The sequence below is a fragment of the Pedobacter sp. B4419 genome, assembly GCF_059693725.1.
Genome location: NZ_JCASSL010000002.1, coordinates 1129942 through 1147426, shown reverse-complemented (window position 1 = coordinate 1147426; position 17485 = coordinate 1129942). Strand labels below are relative to the sequence as shown.

The window sequence follows — 17485 nt, the reverse complement described above, 5'->3', positions numbered from 1 at the left end:
TAAACGTTACTTTTGTATATAAACAGTAAAAAAAATAGGATAATAAATGTCAGACGATAAACCCATAATTTTATTTAAAGCAGCTAAGGAACTTAACATCGGAATTGCTACGGCAGTAGATTTTCTGGGTAAGAAGGGCTTTGCTGTGGAAAATAAGCCCACTACGAAACTTTCAAAAGATATGTATGATACCTTGATGAAAGAATTTCAGGGGGACAAAATCGTGAAAGAAGAAGCCAATCAGATAGTTATAGGTAAAATTCGTCGTGATGAACCCGAAGCAGCTGAGAAAGCTCCTGAGACGCCTAGAAAAAAACAAGATTTTGAAAACGAAGGTGTTTTAATCAAAAACCTTCATTCATATACTCCTCCTGCAGAAAAACCTGTAGCAGAGAAACCTGTTGAGGCTCCAAAAGAAGAGCCGGCTCCTAAAACAGAACCTGTTGAAGAAGGCGCATTGCCAGGTGTTAAGGTTGTAGGTAAAATAGACCTCAACGATCTTAACCCTAAAAACCGCGTCCCGAAAAAAGAAGAGCCAGCTCCAGTAGTTGAAGAGAAAAAAGAAGCTCCGGTTGAGGCGCCTAAAGTTGAAGCGCCGGTAACACCACCAGTTCAGGAAGAAAAACCTGTTGAGGTGAAGAAAGAAGAGCCCAAAGTTGAACCTCAGCCTCCAGTTGAGCCCGAAGCAGCTAAACCAGCTGTTGCAGACGATGGCGTAATTAAAGCTCGCTCAGTTAAATTATCAGGACCGAACATTATTGGTAAAATCGTTTTGCCAGTTACGCCTGATCGTAGAAACCAGCCTGTGGCTTCATCTGCAGATAGCGAAGCGGCTAAACGCAAACGTAAACGCAAGAAAACTGTTGGTGGCAATCCAAATGCTCCAGGTCAGCAAGGTGGTGGCCAGCCAGGCCAAACGCAAGGTCAGGGACAACCCGGACAGCCGCGTAACCCGAATGCACCAGGTGGCAATAGGCCAGATTTCAGGAATAACCCGAACCACCAAGGTGGCAATCGCCCTAACCCTAACTATAGAGGCAACCATAACAAGCCAGGTGCACCGGCTACTCCTAAAGAAGAGCCAACAGAAAAAGAAATACAAGATCAGATCAAGGCAACATTGGCTCGTTTGAGCGGTGCCGGTAAGTCTGGTAAATTTGCACAACGTGCTAAATTGCGTCGTCAGAAACGTGATGATGTAGCAATGAATGCCGAAGAACTTGCAGCAGAAGAACAGTTGCAGTCGAGGGTATTAAAGGTTACAGAGTTTGTTACGGCAAACGAATTGGCCAACATGATGGACGTACCGGTAACCAAAATTATTGGTACCTGTATGAGCTTGGGCATGTTCGTTTCGATTAACCAGCGTTTAGATGCTGAAACCCTAACCATTGTAGCCGATGAATTCGGTTACGAAATCCAGTTTGTAAAACCAGATGAGGAAGAAGATAGGGTAATTGAAGAAGAAGATGCACCAGAAGATTTGGTGCCTCGTGTACCAGTAGTTACCATCATGGGTCACGTTGACCACGGTAAAACTTCATTGCTAGATTATATCCGTAAAGCAAATGTGGTAGCTGGTGAGGCCGGTGGTATTACGCAGCACATTGGTGCTTATAAAGTAACTACCAACTCTGGCAAACAAGTAACCTTCTTAGATACACCGGGTCACGAGGCGTTTACCGCGATGCGTGCACGTGGTGCCAAAGTTGCGGATATTGCCATTATTGTAATCGCGGCTGATGATGCGGTGATGCCTCAAACCAAAGAGGCCATTAACCATGCACAGGCAGCAGGCGTACCATTGGTATTCGCCTTCACCAAAATTGATAAGCCAGGTGCCAACACCGACCGTATCAAAGAACAGCTTTCTACCATGAATATTTTGGTTGAAGAGTGGGGTGGTAAATTCCAGTCGCAAGAAATTTCAAGCAAGAGCGGCTTAAATGTCGATTTGCTTTTAGATAAGGTATTGTTAGAAGCAGAATTGTTAGAATTGAAAGCCAATCCTGATAAGCGTGCTACAGGTACCGTAATTGAGGCTACTTTAGATAAAGGCCGTGGTATTGTAACTACCGTTTTGGTACAAGGTGGTACCCTGAGAGTAGGAGATCCGATCTTGGCAGGTAGCTATAGCGGTAAAGTAAAAGCCTTGTTTAACGAGCGTGGCCAAAAAGTTGCCGAAGCTGGCCCATCAGTACCAGTTCAGGTATTGGGTATGCAAGGTGCACCAACTGCAGGCGATCGTTTCAATGCATTAGAAAGCGAAGTAGAGGCAAGAGAAATTGCCAACAAACGTTTACAATTAATGCGTGAGCAAGGTTTACGTACACAAAAACATATCACTTTAGATGAGATCGGTCGTCGTTTGGCTATCGGTAACTTTAAAGAGCTGAACTTAATCGTTAAAGGTGACGTGGATGGTTCGATCGAGGCTTTGGCAGATTCGTTGCTAAAACTATCTACCGAAGAAATCCAGATCAATATCATCAGCAAAGCGGTGGGTCAGATTTCAGAATCCGATGTATTGTTGGCTTCGGCTTCAGATGCGATCATCATTGGTTTCCAGGTACGTCCTTCGCCGGGCGCCCGTAAGTTGGCCGAAGCTGAGCAGATCGATATCCGCTTGTACTCGATCATCTACGATGCCATCAACGAAATCAAGGCGGCAATGGAAGGTATGTTGGCTCCAGAATTCGAAGAGAAGATTGTGGCCAATGTGGAGATCAGGGAAACCTTTAAAATTACCAAAGTGGGAACCATTGCAGGTTGTATGGTACTCGAGGGTAAGATCACCAGAAACAGCAAGATCCGTATCGTTCGCGATGGTGTAGTAATCTATACCGGCGAGCTGGCTTCATTGAAACGTTTCAAAGACGATGTGAAAGAAGTAGCCAAAGGTTATGAGTGCGGTTTGAATATCCAAAACTTTAACAACATTGAAGTAGGTGATATCGTAGAAGCCTACGAACAAGTAGAAGTAAAACGTAAACTGTAACAGTTTAAAAATTTAAAATATAAGGAGCGATTTTCATCGCTCCTTTTTTTGTTAAGTATCTATATCTTTCTTATTACATAGGATAAATAAGCCGAAACTGATTAAACTTGTAACAATTCTGCAGGTCTAAAATATGAGGAGCGATTTTTGTCGTTCCTTTTTATTTTTAACCAACTACTATTAATGACTGACCAAGCCATTTCGCAACCTGCGAAAAAGAACTTCGATTTTATAGATTCTATCCGCTGCATCTCCATGATGTTTATTGTTTTGGAGCATTGTACCCATGTTGGCACCTACATTTTCGAAGGCATTACCACAATGAATGTTTTTTACATGAGCCTCATCCAGTTGGCAAAGGCGGGAACAATCATTTTCTTTATTTTGGCCGGTTTTTTATTAGGCGAGAAGTTTTTTACCTATTCGCCAATGCAGTATTTCCAGCGCCGCGTGAAGATCGTATTCATGCCATGGGTGTTTTGGTCGCTCATATTTGTATTTGCCATGACCTATAAAAACTGGATTATTTATAGAAAAGGGCCGGATTTCAATAGCCTTGATAACCTTTTGGAATCTTTCAAGATCGTATACCTGTATAGTAACTATTGGTTCATTATCAACTTTTTAATCTGCATCGGCATCTTATTGATGTTTAGAAAATACCTATACTCCTATAAGTTCGGCGCAATCTTGTTTTGCTTTACCGCATTTTATGCCGCTAATATTTACTTGGAGTGGTTTCCGCCACACCATACCATGGCAATTTTTGGATTTGTATTCTTCTTGTGGCTGGGCGCCATGTTTAATAAACACTGGGAAAAAGTAAGTAGCTTCGTTGCCAGGGTTGCGATGTCAAAATTCCTGTTGCTGTTTTTGCTAAGTTTTGCTGCTGCGGTATTGGAAATCATTTTCTTGTACAACAGACATGCCCTCGATCCCTATAACACGCTCCGCATTACCAATATCATCTACTCCATAGCCACCTTTTTATTGCTGATCAAGATCAAAGACCTCAAGTTTGTGAACGTATTCAAGCCTAGAGAGACTACCTTTGGGATTTACCTGATCCACTATATTTTTGTTTTTAATATTTTGCCAGAGATACTGAGGCCTTTTAAATTTTCACCCATCACAACGTACCCAATCATTGGATTTTTTGCGCTAACTTTATTGAAGTTTTTAATTGTTTATTCGCTAACCTTTGCTGTGGTCCGACTAATCAACCTAACCAGATTTAAATGGTTGATTGGAAGATGAAGATTTAATATATGCTCAAACGTTTATTCAGGAAAAAAAAGAAGGGGCATGCTGGCCCAACGCTTATCCCCAATCTTTACAACACCGATTATGGCAAAAGCGTACTCATCTCCTACATCGTTTCGCCATTTAAAAGCGAAAACAGTTTTTGGCACCAGAATTATTTTACCTCTCATCTCATTGCAGAAGTTTTTTCTGAACTAGGCTATAATGTTGACGTAGTAGATTTTCTGTCTAAAACCGAGAACCTGGATTATGGCAAATACGAAGTGGTTTTTGGCTTCGGACATGTTTTTGAGCAATCTTTTTATCATCCTGCACGTCAAACGGCTAACCGGATACTGTTCGTTACAGGTGCGCATGAAGACTTTCAGAATATGATGAGCCTTAAATGTGTGGAAGATTTTTATCAGCTATCTGGAAAATGGATACCTTCAGAGTCAAAGGTTTTGGCTGCCGGAACCTATTATGCCATGCACAGCGCCGACTTCACCATTATTCTGGCCGAATCACATGTGTATAATGATTTCCAGTCCCGCTTTAAGAACCCATTGTATTCGTTAAACAATAATATTATAGGCGCTTTTACAGCTTTTGAAGAAAAGACTGTCGCAAATAGAAACCGCAATTTTCTGTTTCTAAGTGGTGCTTATCAACTGGCAAAAGGTCTGCATATCATGTTAGAGCTGATCAAGCGCAGAAGCGACTTGAATTTTTATATTGTGTTGCCAAGCTTGCACCCTGAGCTCGAAGAATATTATCGCAGCGTTTTATACGATCGTCCAAATGTGGTGTTTTTTAAATCCATCCGAATGGATTCGGCCGAAATGCGCGAAGCCATTGAGAAATGTACTTATATACTTTCGCCAAGTTATGTTGATGGTTTGCCGGGTGGAACAATAGAACCAATGTCTGCCGGTTTAGTGCCCGTTGTGAGCAAATATTGTGGCTTTGCAGAAAAAGATTTTATCTTTGAAATGGAAGACCTTACGGTAGATTGCTTGGAGCAGAACATAGAAAAAGTACTGGCACTCAGCGATGAAGAATATATGACCTGCAGCTCGAATGTAAGAAACTATGTGATAGATAATTTCAGCATAGCAAGCGTTAAAGAGTCTTTTAAGAAGTTAATGACAGCAAACTTAAAATAAGCCTCAGATGCAGAGCAAAATTACCGGAGGAGAAACGGAGAAGATATTTTCAGCAAAGATACTCAACAAATACGATGTAGCTTATTTTAGGTGTAAAGACACAGGCTTTATACAAACAGAAGAACCTTATTGGCTAGAAGAGGCTTATTCTTCTGCCATTACCAAACTGGATATTGGTCTGGCCTCTCGTAACGAATACCTTAGAGATACGGCAATTCCGGTGTTGGGTAAGTATTTTAATACCGATGGCAAATTTTTGGACTATGCCGGAGGCTATGGCTTGTTTACCCGTTTGATGCGCGACAAGGGCTTTGATTTTTACCATACCGATCCTTATTGCAAGAATTTATTTGCCGAATATTTCGATCTGTCCGATTTGCCACCGAATACCAAATTTGAGCTGGTCACCGCTTTTGAAGTATTTGAACACCTGCCCGATCCCTTAGCTGAGGTAAAGAAAATAAGCCAGTTGTCTGATAACCTCTTGTTTAGTACCGTACTACAACCAGCAACGCCATTAACTTCAACAGATGATTGGTGGTATTTTATTCCAGAAACCGGTCAGCATATTGCTTTGTATACTGAGGAATCATTAAGAGCGCTAGGCACCAAATTTGGTTATAATCTTTATACCGACGGCATTGGTACCCATTTGTTTACCAAGAAGACATTAGATAAGAATCCATTCGCCAAAGAGAAGGATCCTTTTTTCATCAGAAAGATGAGAAAAGCAGTTCGAAAATTTGATAAAAAACAAGAACTGGAAAAAGAAAGCCTTTTAACCAGAGACTGGAATTTTATCAAATCAAAGTTGAGCTAGTTGCTATTCAATAAATCTTTATAAACCTGTACGGTATTGGCCACGCAATCAGCCATAGTGAAGTGCTTGAGCCGTTCCTTGCCTTTAGCCCTAAGTTCATCGGCATAGTCAGGTTCATTGATTATTTTCTCTACGGTTGCCAATATCGAAGTGGCTTGCTCAGGGTCAAAATAAGCTACGGCTTCTCCGCCAATTTCGGGCAGACATGAAAGATTGCTGCAGGCTATGGGACAGTTGTTTCTAAAGGCTTCTAACATGGGCAATCCGAAGCCCTCCTGCGATGAAGGATAAACGAATGCCAAAGCATGTTGGTAAAGAGATTTAAGGTCTTCATCTGTAGCATCTAACTGGTGGCATTGTGTATCGATTTGTAGCTCCTGAAGCAGTGCTTTTTCTTCATCCGTAAACTCGCCTCCGCCAGTGCAGAGCAGTTCTAAATTCTTTTGTTTGTTAAATAAGGGAGCCAGCGCCTTTGCCATTGGCTCAAAGTTTTTATAGTGGCCACGTGAACCTACAAAAAGAATAAATCTCTTGGGCAGGCTAAGCGGACTGGCCTGAGTTGTAGATTCTTCCTCCTCTGGCAAACCATGATACACTACCTTGGTTTTTGTCACATACCCGGGATAGTGCCTCAAAATTTCGTTCAAGGTAAAATTAGAAATCGCGATGATCATGCCAGCTGCATCCATCATCTGTTTTTTTTGGGAGATGACTTCTGCAGAATCGGCAAACATTTCCGGACTGTTTTCGTAAATCATATCGTGGATAGTCACCACCATGGGCTTGCGGTTGTAGGCAAGCGAATAAGTATCATAGTAAGTGGCATGAAAAATATCATAATTGCCCTTTTTAAGTTGAGCTACACTGTGCTTTTCATTCCAGGAGAATCTTTTCCCTATTTTTCTCAGGTACCATCTGCCAAACAGGTTATCCATTGGCTGCTTAAAATTCCTGATGTAATAGTTTTTAACGTAAAGCACGGCAATTTTTACGCTGAGCGATTGGTCTTTGTTCATTTCGCTGGCCAGATTGGCAAAGTAGCGCGAAATTCCACCATAACGTTGTATGCTGAAAATCTCATGGTCGAACAAAACTTTAATCATTGCGGTATTGATTTTTAAATCTATTTTTGGGAGATAAGCCGGCAACGAATATAGATAAAATCCATTAATGACGACAGTAAGCAAGCCCAAAATATCCATTGTTACCATCAATTATAACAATGCCAGCGGACTAAAGGATACCATCCAATCTGTATTGGCGCAAAGCTATGATGCGTTAGAGCATGTGGTTATAGACGGAGCATCTACAGATGGTAGCCAGGCGGTTTTGGAAGAGTTTAGACCCCATTTGGCTTATGCCCTAAGCGAAGCCGATAGTGGTATTTATAACGCCATGAACAAAGGCGTTAGGGCGGCTACAGGCGAGTACCTGTTGTTCATTAACAGTGGAGATATTTTGATAGATGCCGATGTAATTGCCAATTGCGTGGCGCTGGGCTTTGACAAAGAACTGATTATTGGCGACCTGCTTTTTATCAATGGCGAAGAGAGAAAAGTATGGAAACCCGCGCATTTGCTCACCTTCGACCTATTTTGCAACATGGGCATTCCACATCCTACAACCTTTATCCAAAGAGAACTGTTCGATAAAGTAGGGCTATATGACGAGAAGTATAAAATAGTTTCCGATTGGAAGTTTTTTATGTTGGCTGTTTGCAGACATGATTGCAGCTACAAAAGAATAGCTATTGTGGTGGCTGGATTTATGGAAGGTGGCATCAGTACACAGGAGGCTCATCGTCCCTTAATGCTTGAAGAGCGAAAAAGAGCAATTGCTGAAAGCTTTTCGGCTTTTTTGCCGGATTATGAAGAATTATGGGCTTCCAGAAAACAATTGAGGAAACTTCGGTATACAATCAAAATCAAGAAGTTTTTAGGTATCCGTTAGGTCTTTCCTCAACCATTTAAGGTATCAGGTTTGGATCCCGCATCAGTTTTCTTTTGAGGTTGATTGATTTAATGAATGCCTTGACAAATCCCGACGCAGTTTTCATGTCTTTATAGTAATGAATAAACTTGTTGAAATTTAAATATGATGTCCGCGCCATCAGTCCCTTATAAGTACTGATCAGTAGTTTATGATTTTTGGAGAGCAGCTCCCTTTTTTCGGCATCGGTTAACTCCGATTTCAAAATGTATTCATTGAGCAGGTTTCTCAACAAACCTTCGGCCTCGACAATTTTTTTTGATTGTTGTGTAGCGCTCACCTGGTGTACGCGTACCAGTACAAAAGCTTGGTCATTGTCTAGAAAAGCAAATCTGAAATTTGAAATTGCCATCCTGAACCAAAAATCCCAATCTTCCAGGTAAGCCATCCCTGCTCTGAAAGTGCCAACCTTTTGCAAAAGATCTTTGCGAAAAAGCGGACTTTGAATAACGGCTAGGTTATGTTGAACAAAATCAGAAATAACTGGGTAGCCAGCCCCGTTAACTACAGGCATAGCAGTCTTGTTTTTTAAACTGAGATCAGTATAATGTTTTCGCTGCGGATCATTATTATCGAAAAACCATGTAGTTGCCAAAGAAATATCCGTGTCTGCATTTGCGTTAAAAAAAGCAACCTGTAATGCAAATTTCTCTTTCGAAAGCAGGTCATCAGCATCTAAAAATTGGATATAGCTTCCTTTTGCTAAGCTTAAACCCGTATTTCTCGCAACAGAAACGCCCTTGTTGGCTTGCTTGATATAAGAAAAGCGATTGTCTGTGGCTGTAAATGATGTTACAACAGTTTCCGTGTCATCTGTAGAACCATCATCAATAATAATCGCTTCCCAATGTGGATAGCTTTGCTCCAATAAACAAGTTAAGGTTTCGGCAATTAAGTGTCCATAATTATGGGTAGGTATAATTACCGAAACAGTTTTTGGCTCCATCTTAATCGTTTATTGCATTTTTTACTGCTTGAAGGTACTGTGTTCCCCATTTCTCATCCGGTTCTAAGTGGCAACCTTCGCCCCATTCGTTCCAGGCATTGATAAATAAGAACCTTTCGTTTTCTGGCAGATTTGCTATCGTATAGTCTTTCATGTGCTTGGCCCAGTTTTCAAATAAGGCTGGCGTAGAACCTACATAAATAGCGGCATGTTTTTTCCTGCGGGCAGAATTATCCCATGATGGCGTAACTGTCCTGAAATATTTATAATCAAATTTCGGTTTGGCCATCATGTTATTTGCCATTTGCTCGTAAGAGAAAATCCCGTTTTGGTAAAAGGGAGATTTTTTGATCCCGGTGAGGTGCAAAAACTTGTTGAATAGGTATGAAGCCATATTCTTTTTCGCAATTTTCTGTCCCCTGTAGGCTGTATCTGGAGCGAATTCCATGCCCGCATCAAAGCCGTGTGTTTTTGGATCCAGGTCCTTTTTAAAGTTCTCTATCCTAATCAAGAAAAGATCGTCAAAACCAGCTTTTTTTGCTTCGGCTCTCCAAATTTCGCTTGCTGCTTTAATATCAGGATGCAGTTCGGTTCTGTACATTAAAAATACAGGCTTGTTATCTATCTTAATGTAGCGCTCATCTTTAAAAAATGGCATCAGGTATTGGATGTGCTCTAAATCATCAGCCAAGGAATAATCCTGTTTCATCAGCACCTGTTTCTCTTGGCCATCCCAGGTTCTTGTCCAATTTTCATTGGCCCAGCACAGGCAAAATGGAAAGTCTGGTTTTTTGGCTTCCAATAAATTATGCAGAGGCTTTTCTAAAAGCAGTTTCCCATTAAACCAATAGTGATAAAAGCAAAAGCCGTAAATGCCATATTCTTTTGCCAACTGAGCCTGATCTTCTAGCGCCTGATTAAAGCTCAAGTCATAATAGTTCTCATTCAAAGGAACATGAGGCTGATAGTGGCCCTTAAAGAGCGAGGTTGCCTTTTTTACGTTGGTCCACTCTGTAAAACCCTTGCCCCACCATTCGTCATTTTCTTTTATCGTGTGGTACTGTGGAAGGTATAAGGCTATCGGTTTTATGTTGTCTTTCATATTAGTCGTTAAAGGTTTGCATGTCGATTAATCGCTTGTAAAGGCCATTTTTGTTCATCAGTTCTTGATGTGTGCCATTTTCGGCAACCTGTCCCTTGTCTATCACCACAATCTGGTCTGCCTGTTGGATGGTGCTCAAACGGTGCGCAATTACAATTGATGTTCTGTTCTGCATCAAATTGTTCAGTGCTTCTTGTACCAATTTCTCTGATTCGGTATCCAGAGCTGAGGTGGCTTCGTCTAACAACATGATCGGTGGATTGGCCAATACGGCCCTGGCAATACAAATACGTTGACGCTGGCCTCCAGAAAGCCTGCCCCCCCTGTCGCCAACGGTCGATTGATAGCCTTGTTCGGTTTGAAGAATGAACTCGTGGGCGTTTGCAATTTTGGCAGCGGCGATCACTTCTTCTTCAGTAGCATCGGGTTTGCCAAAGGCGATATTGTTGAATATCGTATCGTTAAATAGAAACGATTCCTGGTTAACTGTTCCCATTTGCTGACGAATGCTTTCTACAGTCAAGTCTTTGTAATCGTGTCCATCTATTTTTAGGGCTCCCGATTTAGGATCGTGAAAGCGAGGGATCAAATCCATCAAAGTACTTTTTCCTCCGCCAGATGGCCCAACCAGTGCTACTGTTTTGCCTTTGTTAATGGTTAGGTTAATGTTGTTGAGTACCTGCTTTTCGCCGTAATAGAACGATACGTTTTCGAGCACAAGCGAATCTTCGAACTTAGGCAAGGCAAGGGCTCTGGGTTTATCTGTTAATTCTGGTTTGGTATCGATAAGGTCTAATACCCTTTCGCCAGCTGCAATTCCAGAATGAATACCGCTAAACGAATCTGTTAAGGCTTTTGCTGGACGCATTACTTGAGAGAAAATAGCAATGTAGGCTATGAAATCAGAAGCAGCTAAGGCATTGGCATCTTTGTGCAAAATAAGTGTACCACCGTACCATACAATTGCCGAAACCATCAATACACCCAAAAATTCGGAAACTGGCGAACCCAATTGCTGCCGACGAACCATTTTACGGTTAAGGTTAGAGTAAAAAACGTTCTCTTGGTCGAATTTTTCCTTGGTGCGTTCGCTGGCATTAAATGCTTTGATGATTTTTATGCCACTTAAAGCCTCATCTAAAAAGCCGATCATTTTGGCAAATGATTCGTGTGATTCTTTTGCTTGTTGTTTTAGTCTCTTCACAATCTTGCCTATCACAAAAGCTGAAATAGGGATAACGATCAGAGAGAAGAGGGTAAGCTTAGCGGAAATATTGAACAATAATACAATATAAACGATTAGTGTTACGGGCTCCTTAAACACCACCTGAAGTGTATTGGTTACCGTAAATTGTACGACCTGTACATCCGAAGCCACTTTAGAAATGATATCACCTTTTCTCTCGTTGTTGAAATAGCCAACGTGAAGGTTCATTACATTGTTGAATACCTGTTTTCTGAAGTTTAGCAAGGTATGCACCCTCAAGTCTTCCATGTACCGTTGAGAAAAATACTTGAAAAGATTGGAGAGCAGTACCGAAACAATGATGACGATACAGACGTAGCCCAAGGTTTTTACATCGCCATTTTGGGTGACAGAATCTTGTACAAATTTTCTGAATTGGCCCAGAATATTAAATGAAGACATGGCTTTGTCTGTTAAAGACGAAGCTGCTTTTTCTTTGCCACCATTAAGCAAAGTTTCAAACAGTGGAGATAAAAGCGCAAGATTTAACGTGCCAAACAAAATAGACAGTATGGTTGCGATCACATATGGAATCGCAAATTTTTCAATAGGTTTTGCGAAGGATAATAATCTAAAATAGGTTTTCATCTAAATATATAAAGGATACAAAGTTACGTTTTTTGTTCTTTGTTTAAGGCGCCCTGTATTTATGCATCTTAATAACGGATAGGCCAAGCGCAAAATATCCTGATAGAGAATTGATAAAATTATGTTTCTTTGTAAAGGACTTTAGCAGATGAATTCGTATTTAACACTTAGAAACGGTATTGAAAAAGGAGATTTTAGGATTTTGGCCAGGGCATTGACCTTGGTTGAAAATAATATTGAACCTGCTTCAGAGCTACTGAAAGTCATCCACGTTAAAAACGAAATCCCTGTGTTGGGCATTACTGGTCCGCCGGGAGCGGGGAAGAGTACTTTGGTTAATGCCATTACGGCTCATTTTGTAGCGCAAGGCAAAAAAGTAGCCATTTTGGCGGTCGATCCAACTTCGCCATTTAACTTTGGTTCTTTGTTGGGCGATAGGATAAGAATGGTACAGCAATTTAACAATCCAAATGTATTTATCCGTTCTATTGCTACGCGTGGCGCATTGGGAGGCATTTCGATAAAAACACTCGAAATGGTTGATGTATTGCGATCGGCAAATTTTGATTTGGTTCTGGTAGAAACGGTAGGTGTGGGGCAGTCGGAAGTAGAAATTGCCGGCTTGGCAGATCAAACCTTGGTTGTTTTGGTGCCAGAATCTGGTGATGAAATCCAGCACATTAAATCGGGATTGATGGAAATTGCCCAAGGCTTTGTCGTCAATAAGGCCGATAGGGAAGGCGCAGATGGGTTTGCCAACAAGCTGAAGAAACTGGTGAGCCAGCAACATCAGGATATCCCTGTTTTTAAAACAGTAGCTGATAAAAACGAAGGTATCGCTGGCTTGTGTAAGTGGATTGCGAAAGCCGGAAAACAGGACAGCGAACGCCGTAATTTTATGATGGCCGAGAAGGCTTTTCAGCTGATCCAGCATCGCCGTATGCAGGATGTAGATAAGATAAAGCTTCGCCAAGCAGTTGACGAAGCCCTATTACAATCTGATTTTAATATTTATAAATTTGCCGAAGGCTGGATTAAGCATTCATAAGCGCTTCGATTTCTTCTGCATCAATCGGAATGTTTGCCATTAAATCGATATTTCCTTCTTGAGTAATCAAGATATCATTCTCTAGTCTTACGCCAAAACCTTCTTCTGGAATATAGATTCCTGGTTCGCAGGTTAAGATGTTGCCCACTGCAAAAGGTGTATACCGCCCGGCAAAATCATGCACATCGATGCCCAAGTGGTGCGTGTTTCCATGCATAAAATATTTTTTGTAGGCAGGATAAGAGGGCTTTTGGTTTTTTACATCGGCAGTAGTAATCAGCTTGAGCTTAAGAAGTTGCTCTGTCATGATTTCGCCTACCTGTTCGTGGTAAGTATTCCAGATTGCCCCAGCCACCATCAGCTTTTTAGATTCGTTCATTACATGCAATACCGCATTGTAAACTTCCTTTTGCCTGCTGGTAAAACGACCATTTACAGGAATGGTACGGGTAAGATCTGCATTGTAGTTGCCGTATTCGGCTCCGAAATCCATTAAAATCAACTGGCCATCCTTACAAGGTTGATTGTTGTCGGTATAATGGAGAATGTTTGCGTTTTCTCCAGCTGCAATAATTGGTGAGTAGGCATGGCCAGTAGCGGCTTGCCTGATGAATTCGTGTATAATTTCTGCTTCTACTTCATATTCCATCACGCCAGGCTTTATAAATTTGAGCACCCTGATAAAGGCATCGCGTGTAATATCACAAGCTTTTTGGGTCAGTTCAACTTCAATTGGCGATTTAATGGCACGAAGCTCACGCAACAATGGGGCGGCGCGTTCATATTGGTGCAATGGATAGTTTTGGCGAAGCTGTTCAATAAATCTAATGTCGCGATAGCTTACCGTATGTAGATAGCGATCGTTTTCGTTAAGGTTGAGATAAACATACGTTGCATAGTTAATGATACTGTGTAAAATGTTTTCAAAATCGCTTAACCAATAAATGTTGGTAATGCCTGAAGTTTTACTTGCTTGGTCTTTGGTATATTTATGCCCTTCCCAAACCTTAATATGGTCATTTGTCTGTCTTAAAAACAGGACTTCCCTGTATTGAGGATTAGGACAGTCGGGGTAAATCAATAAAATTGACTGTTCTTGATCGATGCCAGAAAGGTAAAAAAGGTCGGCATTTTGCTTAAACTGGAAATTTTGATCGCCACTTCTCGGAAACTCATCGTTCGATTGTAAAATAGCTATTGAATTGTTTTTCAGTTCTTTACAGAAATTTTTTCGGTTTTCGATGAACAATTCGCTGTTTATTTGTTTATACTTCATAGATTTACTAGTTTAAAATGGAGTGCTTAGGCCAAATGTAATAAAATACGAACATTTTAAGAAGTTTGGAACGGAGTTTGTAAGGTGTTTTGAGATTATAAAAATTTGTTTAATTTTGTATTGCAAAAAATTATACAATTAATATTTGTTTAACCTTAAAAAAGAAAAATTATGAATTATTCTACTTTAAAGAAAGGTGTTGCAGCCTCTTTAGTAGCATTATTGGGAGTTACGTCTCTCGCTAGTGCTCAGGATGCTCCTGCATCGTCTTCTGCCAAAGTATTTGGTGGGAGAGGACAGTACAGAACGTGGTCTATCGGTGTAAATGGTGGTGTTTTAACACCAGTTGTTGTTACTGGCGGTACTAACGATTTCTCTAACTGGGACGTTAACTTAGGTTACGGAATTTCATTGCGTAAACAATTAGGTCATGCATTTGGCTTAGAAGGTAACATCTTCCGTGGTAAATTATCAGCTACTAACAAAGATTATCCAGGTGGCGTTGCTAACGGTGTTAAAGAATTCGAAACTGATATCCAATATTCAGCTGACTTAAGAGGTGTTGTGAATGTTGCTACAGTAGATTTCTTACGTCGTGAAAACTCAGTTAACTTCTTCGTTACTGCTGGTTATGGTTTAATGGCTTACAATCCAAAAGTAACTTTAGCTAACGGTACAGTTGTTAACAACAAAGGTAAATATGGCGAAGATGGCGATAAAGACTTCATCAAAGAAGCTTATATCCCTGTAGGTGCTGGTATCAAATTCAAAGTTTCTGATCGCGTATCTTTCAACTTGGCTTATACCATGAACTTTGTTGATGGCGATAACGTTGATGGAGTTTACGCTAACGGTACTACGAAAGATAAATATTCGTATGCTAACGCTGGTTTAGAATTCTCTCTAGGTTCTAAAGCTAAACCTAACTTGGATTGGGTTAACCCAGTAGCTATGATGTATGATGAGTTGAAAGATCCTACTTTACGTCAAGAAGTTGAAGCATTGAAAAACCGTGTTTCTAACGTTGAGAAATCAGTTGAAGACTTGAAAAAAGATTCAGATGGTGACGGCGTAGCGGATCAATTCGATAAATGTGCTGGTACTCCAGCTGGAACTAAAGTTGATGGTTCAGGATGTCCACTTCCTCCTCCACCAGCTCCAGTAGCACCAGTAGCTCCAGTTGATAACAAAACTGGTTTCGAGCCAATCCAATTCGAATTCAACTCTTCAGTTTTGAAAACCGAATCTTATCCAATCTTAGATAAATTATCTTCAGTATTGCGTGAAAACGGTGGTAAAGTAACTTCTAAAGGTTACGCTTCTAGCGAAGGTACTGCTGCATACAACTTGAAGTTATCTAAAGACAGAGCTAACTCTGTTAAAACTTACTTAGTAAACTCTGGCGTTAACGCTAGTCAAGTTACTGTTAAAGGTTTAGGCGAAGCTAATCCAATTGCTTCTAACGATACTGAAGAAGGTCGTATCCAAAACCGTCGTGTTGAGACTTCAAGAAACTAATCTTGCTTAACTCGATAAGAAAAGTCCCGACCAATTGGTCGGGACTTTTTTTTTATCTTACATTTGCATATGTACTTCTTTAGAAAGAAAAAAGACCGGCCCAACAATTTTAATATCAAGATTATGCATGCCATCAATGCCATTGCTATTATCCTGTTTCTTGGGGGCATTATTTGGAAATTAGTTCAATGGTTTATCCTAAAGAAATAACCAATCCCTAGCGTTAAATTCTAGATCCATACATAAATACTCTTCATGAAAACAATTATCAATACGACCAGCGCTCCAGCTCCAATTGGCCCTTATAGTCAAGCAGTAATTGCCAACGGCTTTTTATTTGCCTCGGGACAGGTGGCTATCAATCCAGAAAATGGCGAACTTAACCAGACCTCTATTGCGGAAGAAACACACCAGGTGATGCGGAACATCAAGGCCGTTCTTTTAGAAGCAGAATATGATTTTGACCATGTGGTAAAAACAACCATCTTTCTATCGGATATGAGTTTGTTTGCCGAGGTGAATGAAGTATATGGTTCTTATTTTGAGTCAGATTATCCTGCAAGAGAAACAGTAGCGGTAAAAGGCTTGCCTAAAGGTGTAAACGTAGAAATATCAATCACAGCCTATAAAGCCTAAGACTGTGCAGCAGTCTAAAACCAAATATCTGCTGGCCGCATTTTTATCTGTAGCCATTTGGGGTTTCTTTGCTATTCCTTTAAGAAATATCAAGGCTTTCCCTTCCCAGGAAATCCTTTATTATCGCATATTTACTTCTTTAGCTGTGATATGGCTTGCCATTTTATTGTTTAGGAGGAAATACCTGATGCAAGATATAAAGTACTTTAAGCTGGCACTTCCCAAAGAAAAACGGATTATCATTTATCAGATATTGGGCGCCACTGTATTGCTCACACTCAACTGGTATACTTTTATCTATGCAGTTAATAATGTAAGTCTCAAATCTGCCGCTTTTGCCTACATGGTTTGCCCATTGATTACCGCTTTTGGAGGATTCCTGATCTTAAAAGAAGAGCTCTCCAAGCTCAAGTTGGTTTCATTAGCTATTGCGTTGCTCAGTATCGTGATGTTGGCTACAGGTTCTTTTATAGAAGTATTGTGGTCGGTTATCATCGCTGCACTGTATGCATTCTACCTTATCATTCAACGTAAAATGCAACACTTGGACAAACTCAATGTATTGGCCGTTCAGATTGCCATTGCCGTACTCTTGATGTTGCCTTTTTATTTGAGCTCGCATCAGGAAGTTCCTTCAAGTATTTGGTTTTGGGGCAACATTTTAGTAATTGCAGTTTTGTTTACCATTATTCCGCTGTTCTTAAGCCTTTATGCCCTAATAGGAATACCTTCGTCAACATTAGGCATTATCATCTACATTAACCCAATTATTGCTTTTACGGTTGCCATTGTTTACTTTGGAGAGCAAATAGATATGCATCAGCTGTTGGCTTATCTGTTATTGCTGTTCGCGGTTTTGCTATTTAATTGGAACTTGATAAAAGATATCTTTATTTTTAAGAGAAAATAG

The 17485-nt window shown here is 40.6% G+C and carries 16 protein-coding genes; 11 read left to right on the top strand and 5 right to left on the bottom strand.

The window, feature by feature from the left end; genetic code table 11:
- Window positions 1-46: 46 nt before the first annotated feature.
- The 4 genes from infB (at window position 47) to AC570H_RS16485 (ending at window position 6226) form a co-directional block, all read left to right on the top strand.
- Window positions 47-2998 carry a translation initiation factor IF-2 gene (gene infB / locus AC570H_RS16500; protein ID WP_497356791.1) on the top strand — a complete coding sequence of 984 codons (2952 nt, stop codon included), beginning with the start codon at window positions 47-49 and terminating at the stop codon, window positions 2996-2998.
- A 183-nt stretch (window positions 2999-3181) separates the two neighbouring features.
- Window positions 3182-4255, top strand: a complete 1074-nt coding sequence (locus AC570H_RS16495; protein WP_497356789.1) for an acyltransferase family protein — start codon at window positions 3182-3184, stop codon at window positions 4253-4255.
- Between the two features lie 11 nt (window positions 4256-4266).
- Window positions 4267-5406, top strand: a complete 1140-nt coding sequence (locus tag AC570H_RS16490; RefSeq protein ID WP_497356787.1) for a glycosyltransferase — start codon at window positions 4267-4269, stop codon at window positions 5404-5406.
- A 7-nt stretch (window positions 5407-5413) separates the two neighbouring features.
- Entirely contained in the window at window positions 5414-6226 is an 813-nt protein-coding gene (locus AC570H_RS16485) for a class I SAM-dependent methyltransferase (protein ID WP_497356785.1), read from the top strand.
- Here AC570H_RS16485 and AC570H_RS16480 read toward each other — a convergent pair.
- Window positions 6223-7329 carry a glycosyltransferase family 4 protein gene (locus AC570H_RS16480; RefSeq protein ID WP_497356783.1) on the bottom strand — a complete coding sequence of 369 codons (1107 nt, stop codon included), beginning with the start codon at window positions 7327-7329 and terminating at the stop codon, window positions 6223-6225. The genes AC570H_RS16485 and AC570H_RS16480 overlap by 4 nt on opposite strands.
- A gap of 67 nt (window positions 7330-7396) precedes the next feature.
- On the opposite strand from AC570H_RS16480, the gene AC570H_RS16475 reads away from it, so the two are divergent.
- Window positions 7397-8176 (top strand): glycosyltransferase family 2 protein, encoded by a 780-nt coding sequence (locus AC570H_RS16475; protein WP_497356781.1) that lies wholly within the window; start codon window positions 7397-7399, stop codon window positions 8174-8176.
- Window positions 8177-8192: 16 nt separating this feature from the next.
- Here the strand turns inward: AC570H_RS16475 and AC570H_RS16470 are convergent, their stop codons facing one another.
- Genes AC570H_RS16470 through AC570H_RS16460 form a run of 3 tightly spaced genes read right to left on the bottom strand, consistent with a single transcriptional unit; the run spans window position 8193 to window position 11911 of the window.
- Complete coding sequence (locus AC570H_RS16470) at window positions 8193-9161, bottom strand: glycosyltransferase family 2 protein (protein WP_497356779.1); 969 nt, start codon at window positions 9159-9161, stop codon at window positions 8193-8195.
- Window position 9162: 1 nt separating this feature from the next.
- Window positions 9163-10263, bottom strand: a complete 1101-nt coding sequence (locus tag AC570H_RS16465) for a glycosyltransferase WbsX family protein (protein ID WP_497356777.1) — start codon at window positions 10261-10263, stop codon at window positions 9163-9165.
- Between the two features lies 1 nt (window position 10264).
- On the bottom strand, window positions 10265-11911 hold the full coding sequence (locus AC570H_RS16460; protein ID WP_497356775.1) for an ABC transporter ATP-binding protein: 1647 nt from the start codon (window positions 11909-11911) through the stop codon (window positions 10265-10267).
- On the opposite strand from AC570H_RS16460, the gene AC570H_RS16455 reads away from it, so the two are divergent.
- Window positions 11910-12089: a hypothetical protein gene (locus AC570H_RS16455; protein WP_497356773.1), complete on the top strand. Its 180-nt coding sequence runs from the start codon at window positions 11910-11912 to the stop codon at window positions 12087-12089. The genes AC570H_RS16460 and AC570H_RS16455 overlap by 2 nt on opposite strands.
- 156 nt (window positions 12090-12245) lie before the next feature.
- On the top strand, window positions 12246-13145 hold the full coding sequence (gene meaB / locus AC570H_RS16450) for a methylmalonyl Co-A mutase-associated GTPase MeaB (protein WP_497356771.1): 900 nt from the start codon (window positions 12246-12248) through the stop codon (window positions 13143-13145).
- Here the strand turns inward: meaB and AC570H_RS16445 are convergent.
- Window positions 13132-14421, bottom strand: a complete 1290-nt coding sequence (locus tag AC570H_RS16445) for an aminopeptidase P family protein (RefSeq protein ID WP_497356769.1) — start codon at window positions 14419-14421, stop codon at window positions 13132-13134. The genes meaB and AC570H_RS16445 overlap by 14 nt on opposite strands.
- A gap of 171 nt (window positions 14422-14592) precedes the next feature.
- On the opposite strand from AC570H_RS16445, the gene AC570H_RS16440 reads away from it, so the two are divergent.
- From AC570H_RS16440 to AC570H_RS16425, 4 genes are all read left to right on the top strand, one after another.
- Window positions 14593-15939 (top strand): OmpA family protein, encoded by a 1347-nt coding sequence (locus tag AC570H_RS16440; protein ID WP_497356767.1) that lies wholly within the window; start codon window positions 14593-14595, stop codon window positions 15937-15939.
- 63 nt (window positions 15940-16002) lie between these two features.
- Entirely contained in the window at window positions 16003-16149 is a 147-nt protein-coding gene (locus tag AC570H_RS16435) for a DUF6728 family protein (RefSeq protein WP_497356765.1), read from the top strand.
- 45 nt (window positions 16150-16194) lie between these two features.
- Window positions 16195-16575 (top strand): RidA family protein, encoded by a 381-nt coding sequence (locus tag AC570H_RS16430; RefSeq protein WP_497356763.1) that lies wholly within the window; start codon window positions 16195-16197, stop codon window positions 16573-16575.
- A gap of 4 nt (window positions 16576-16579) precedes the next feature.
- Window positions 16580-17485, top strand: coding sequence for an EamA family transporter (locus AC570H_RS16425; protein ID WP_497356761.1), 906 nt, complete (start codon window positions 16580-16582; stop codon window positions 17483-17485).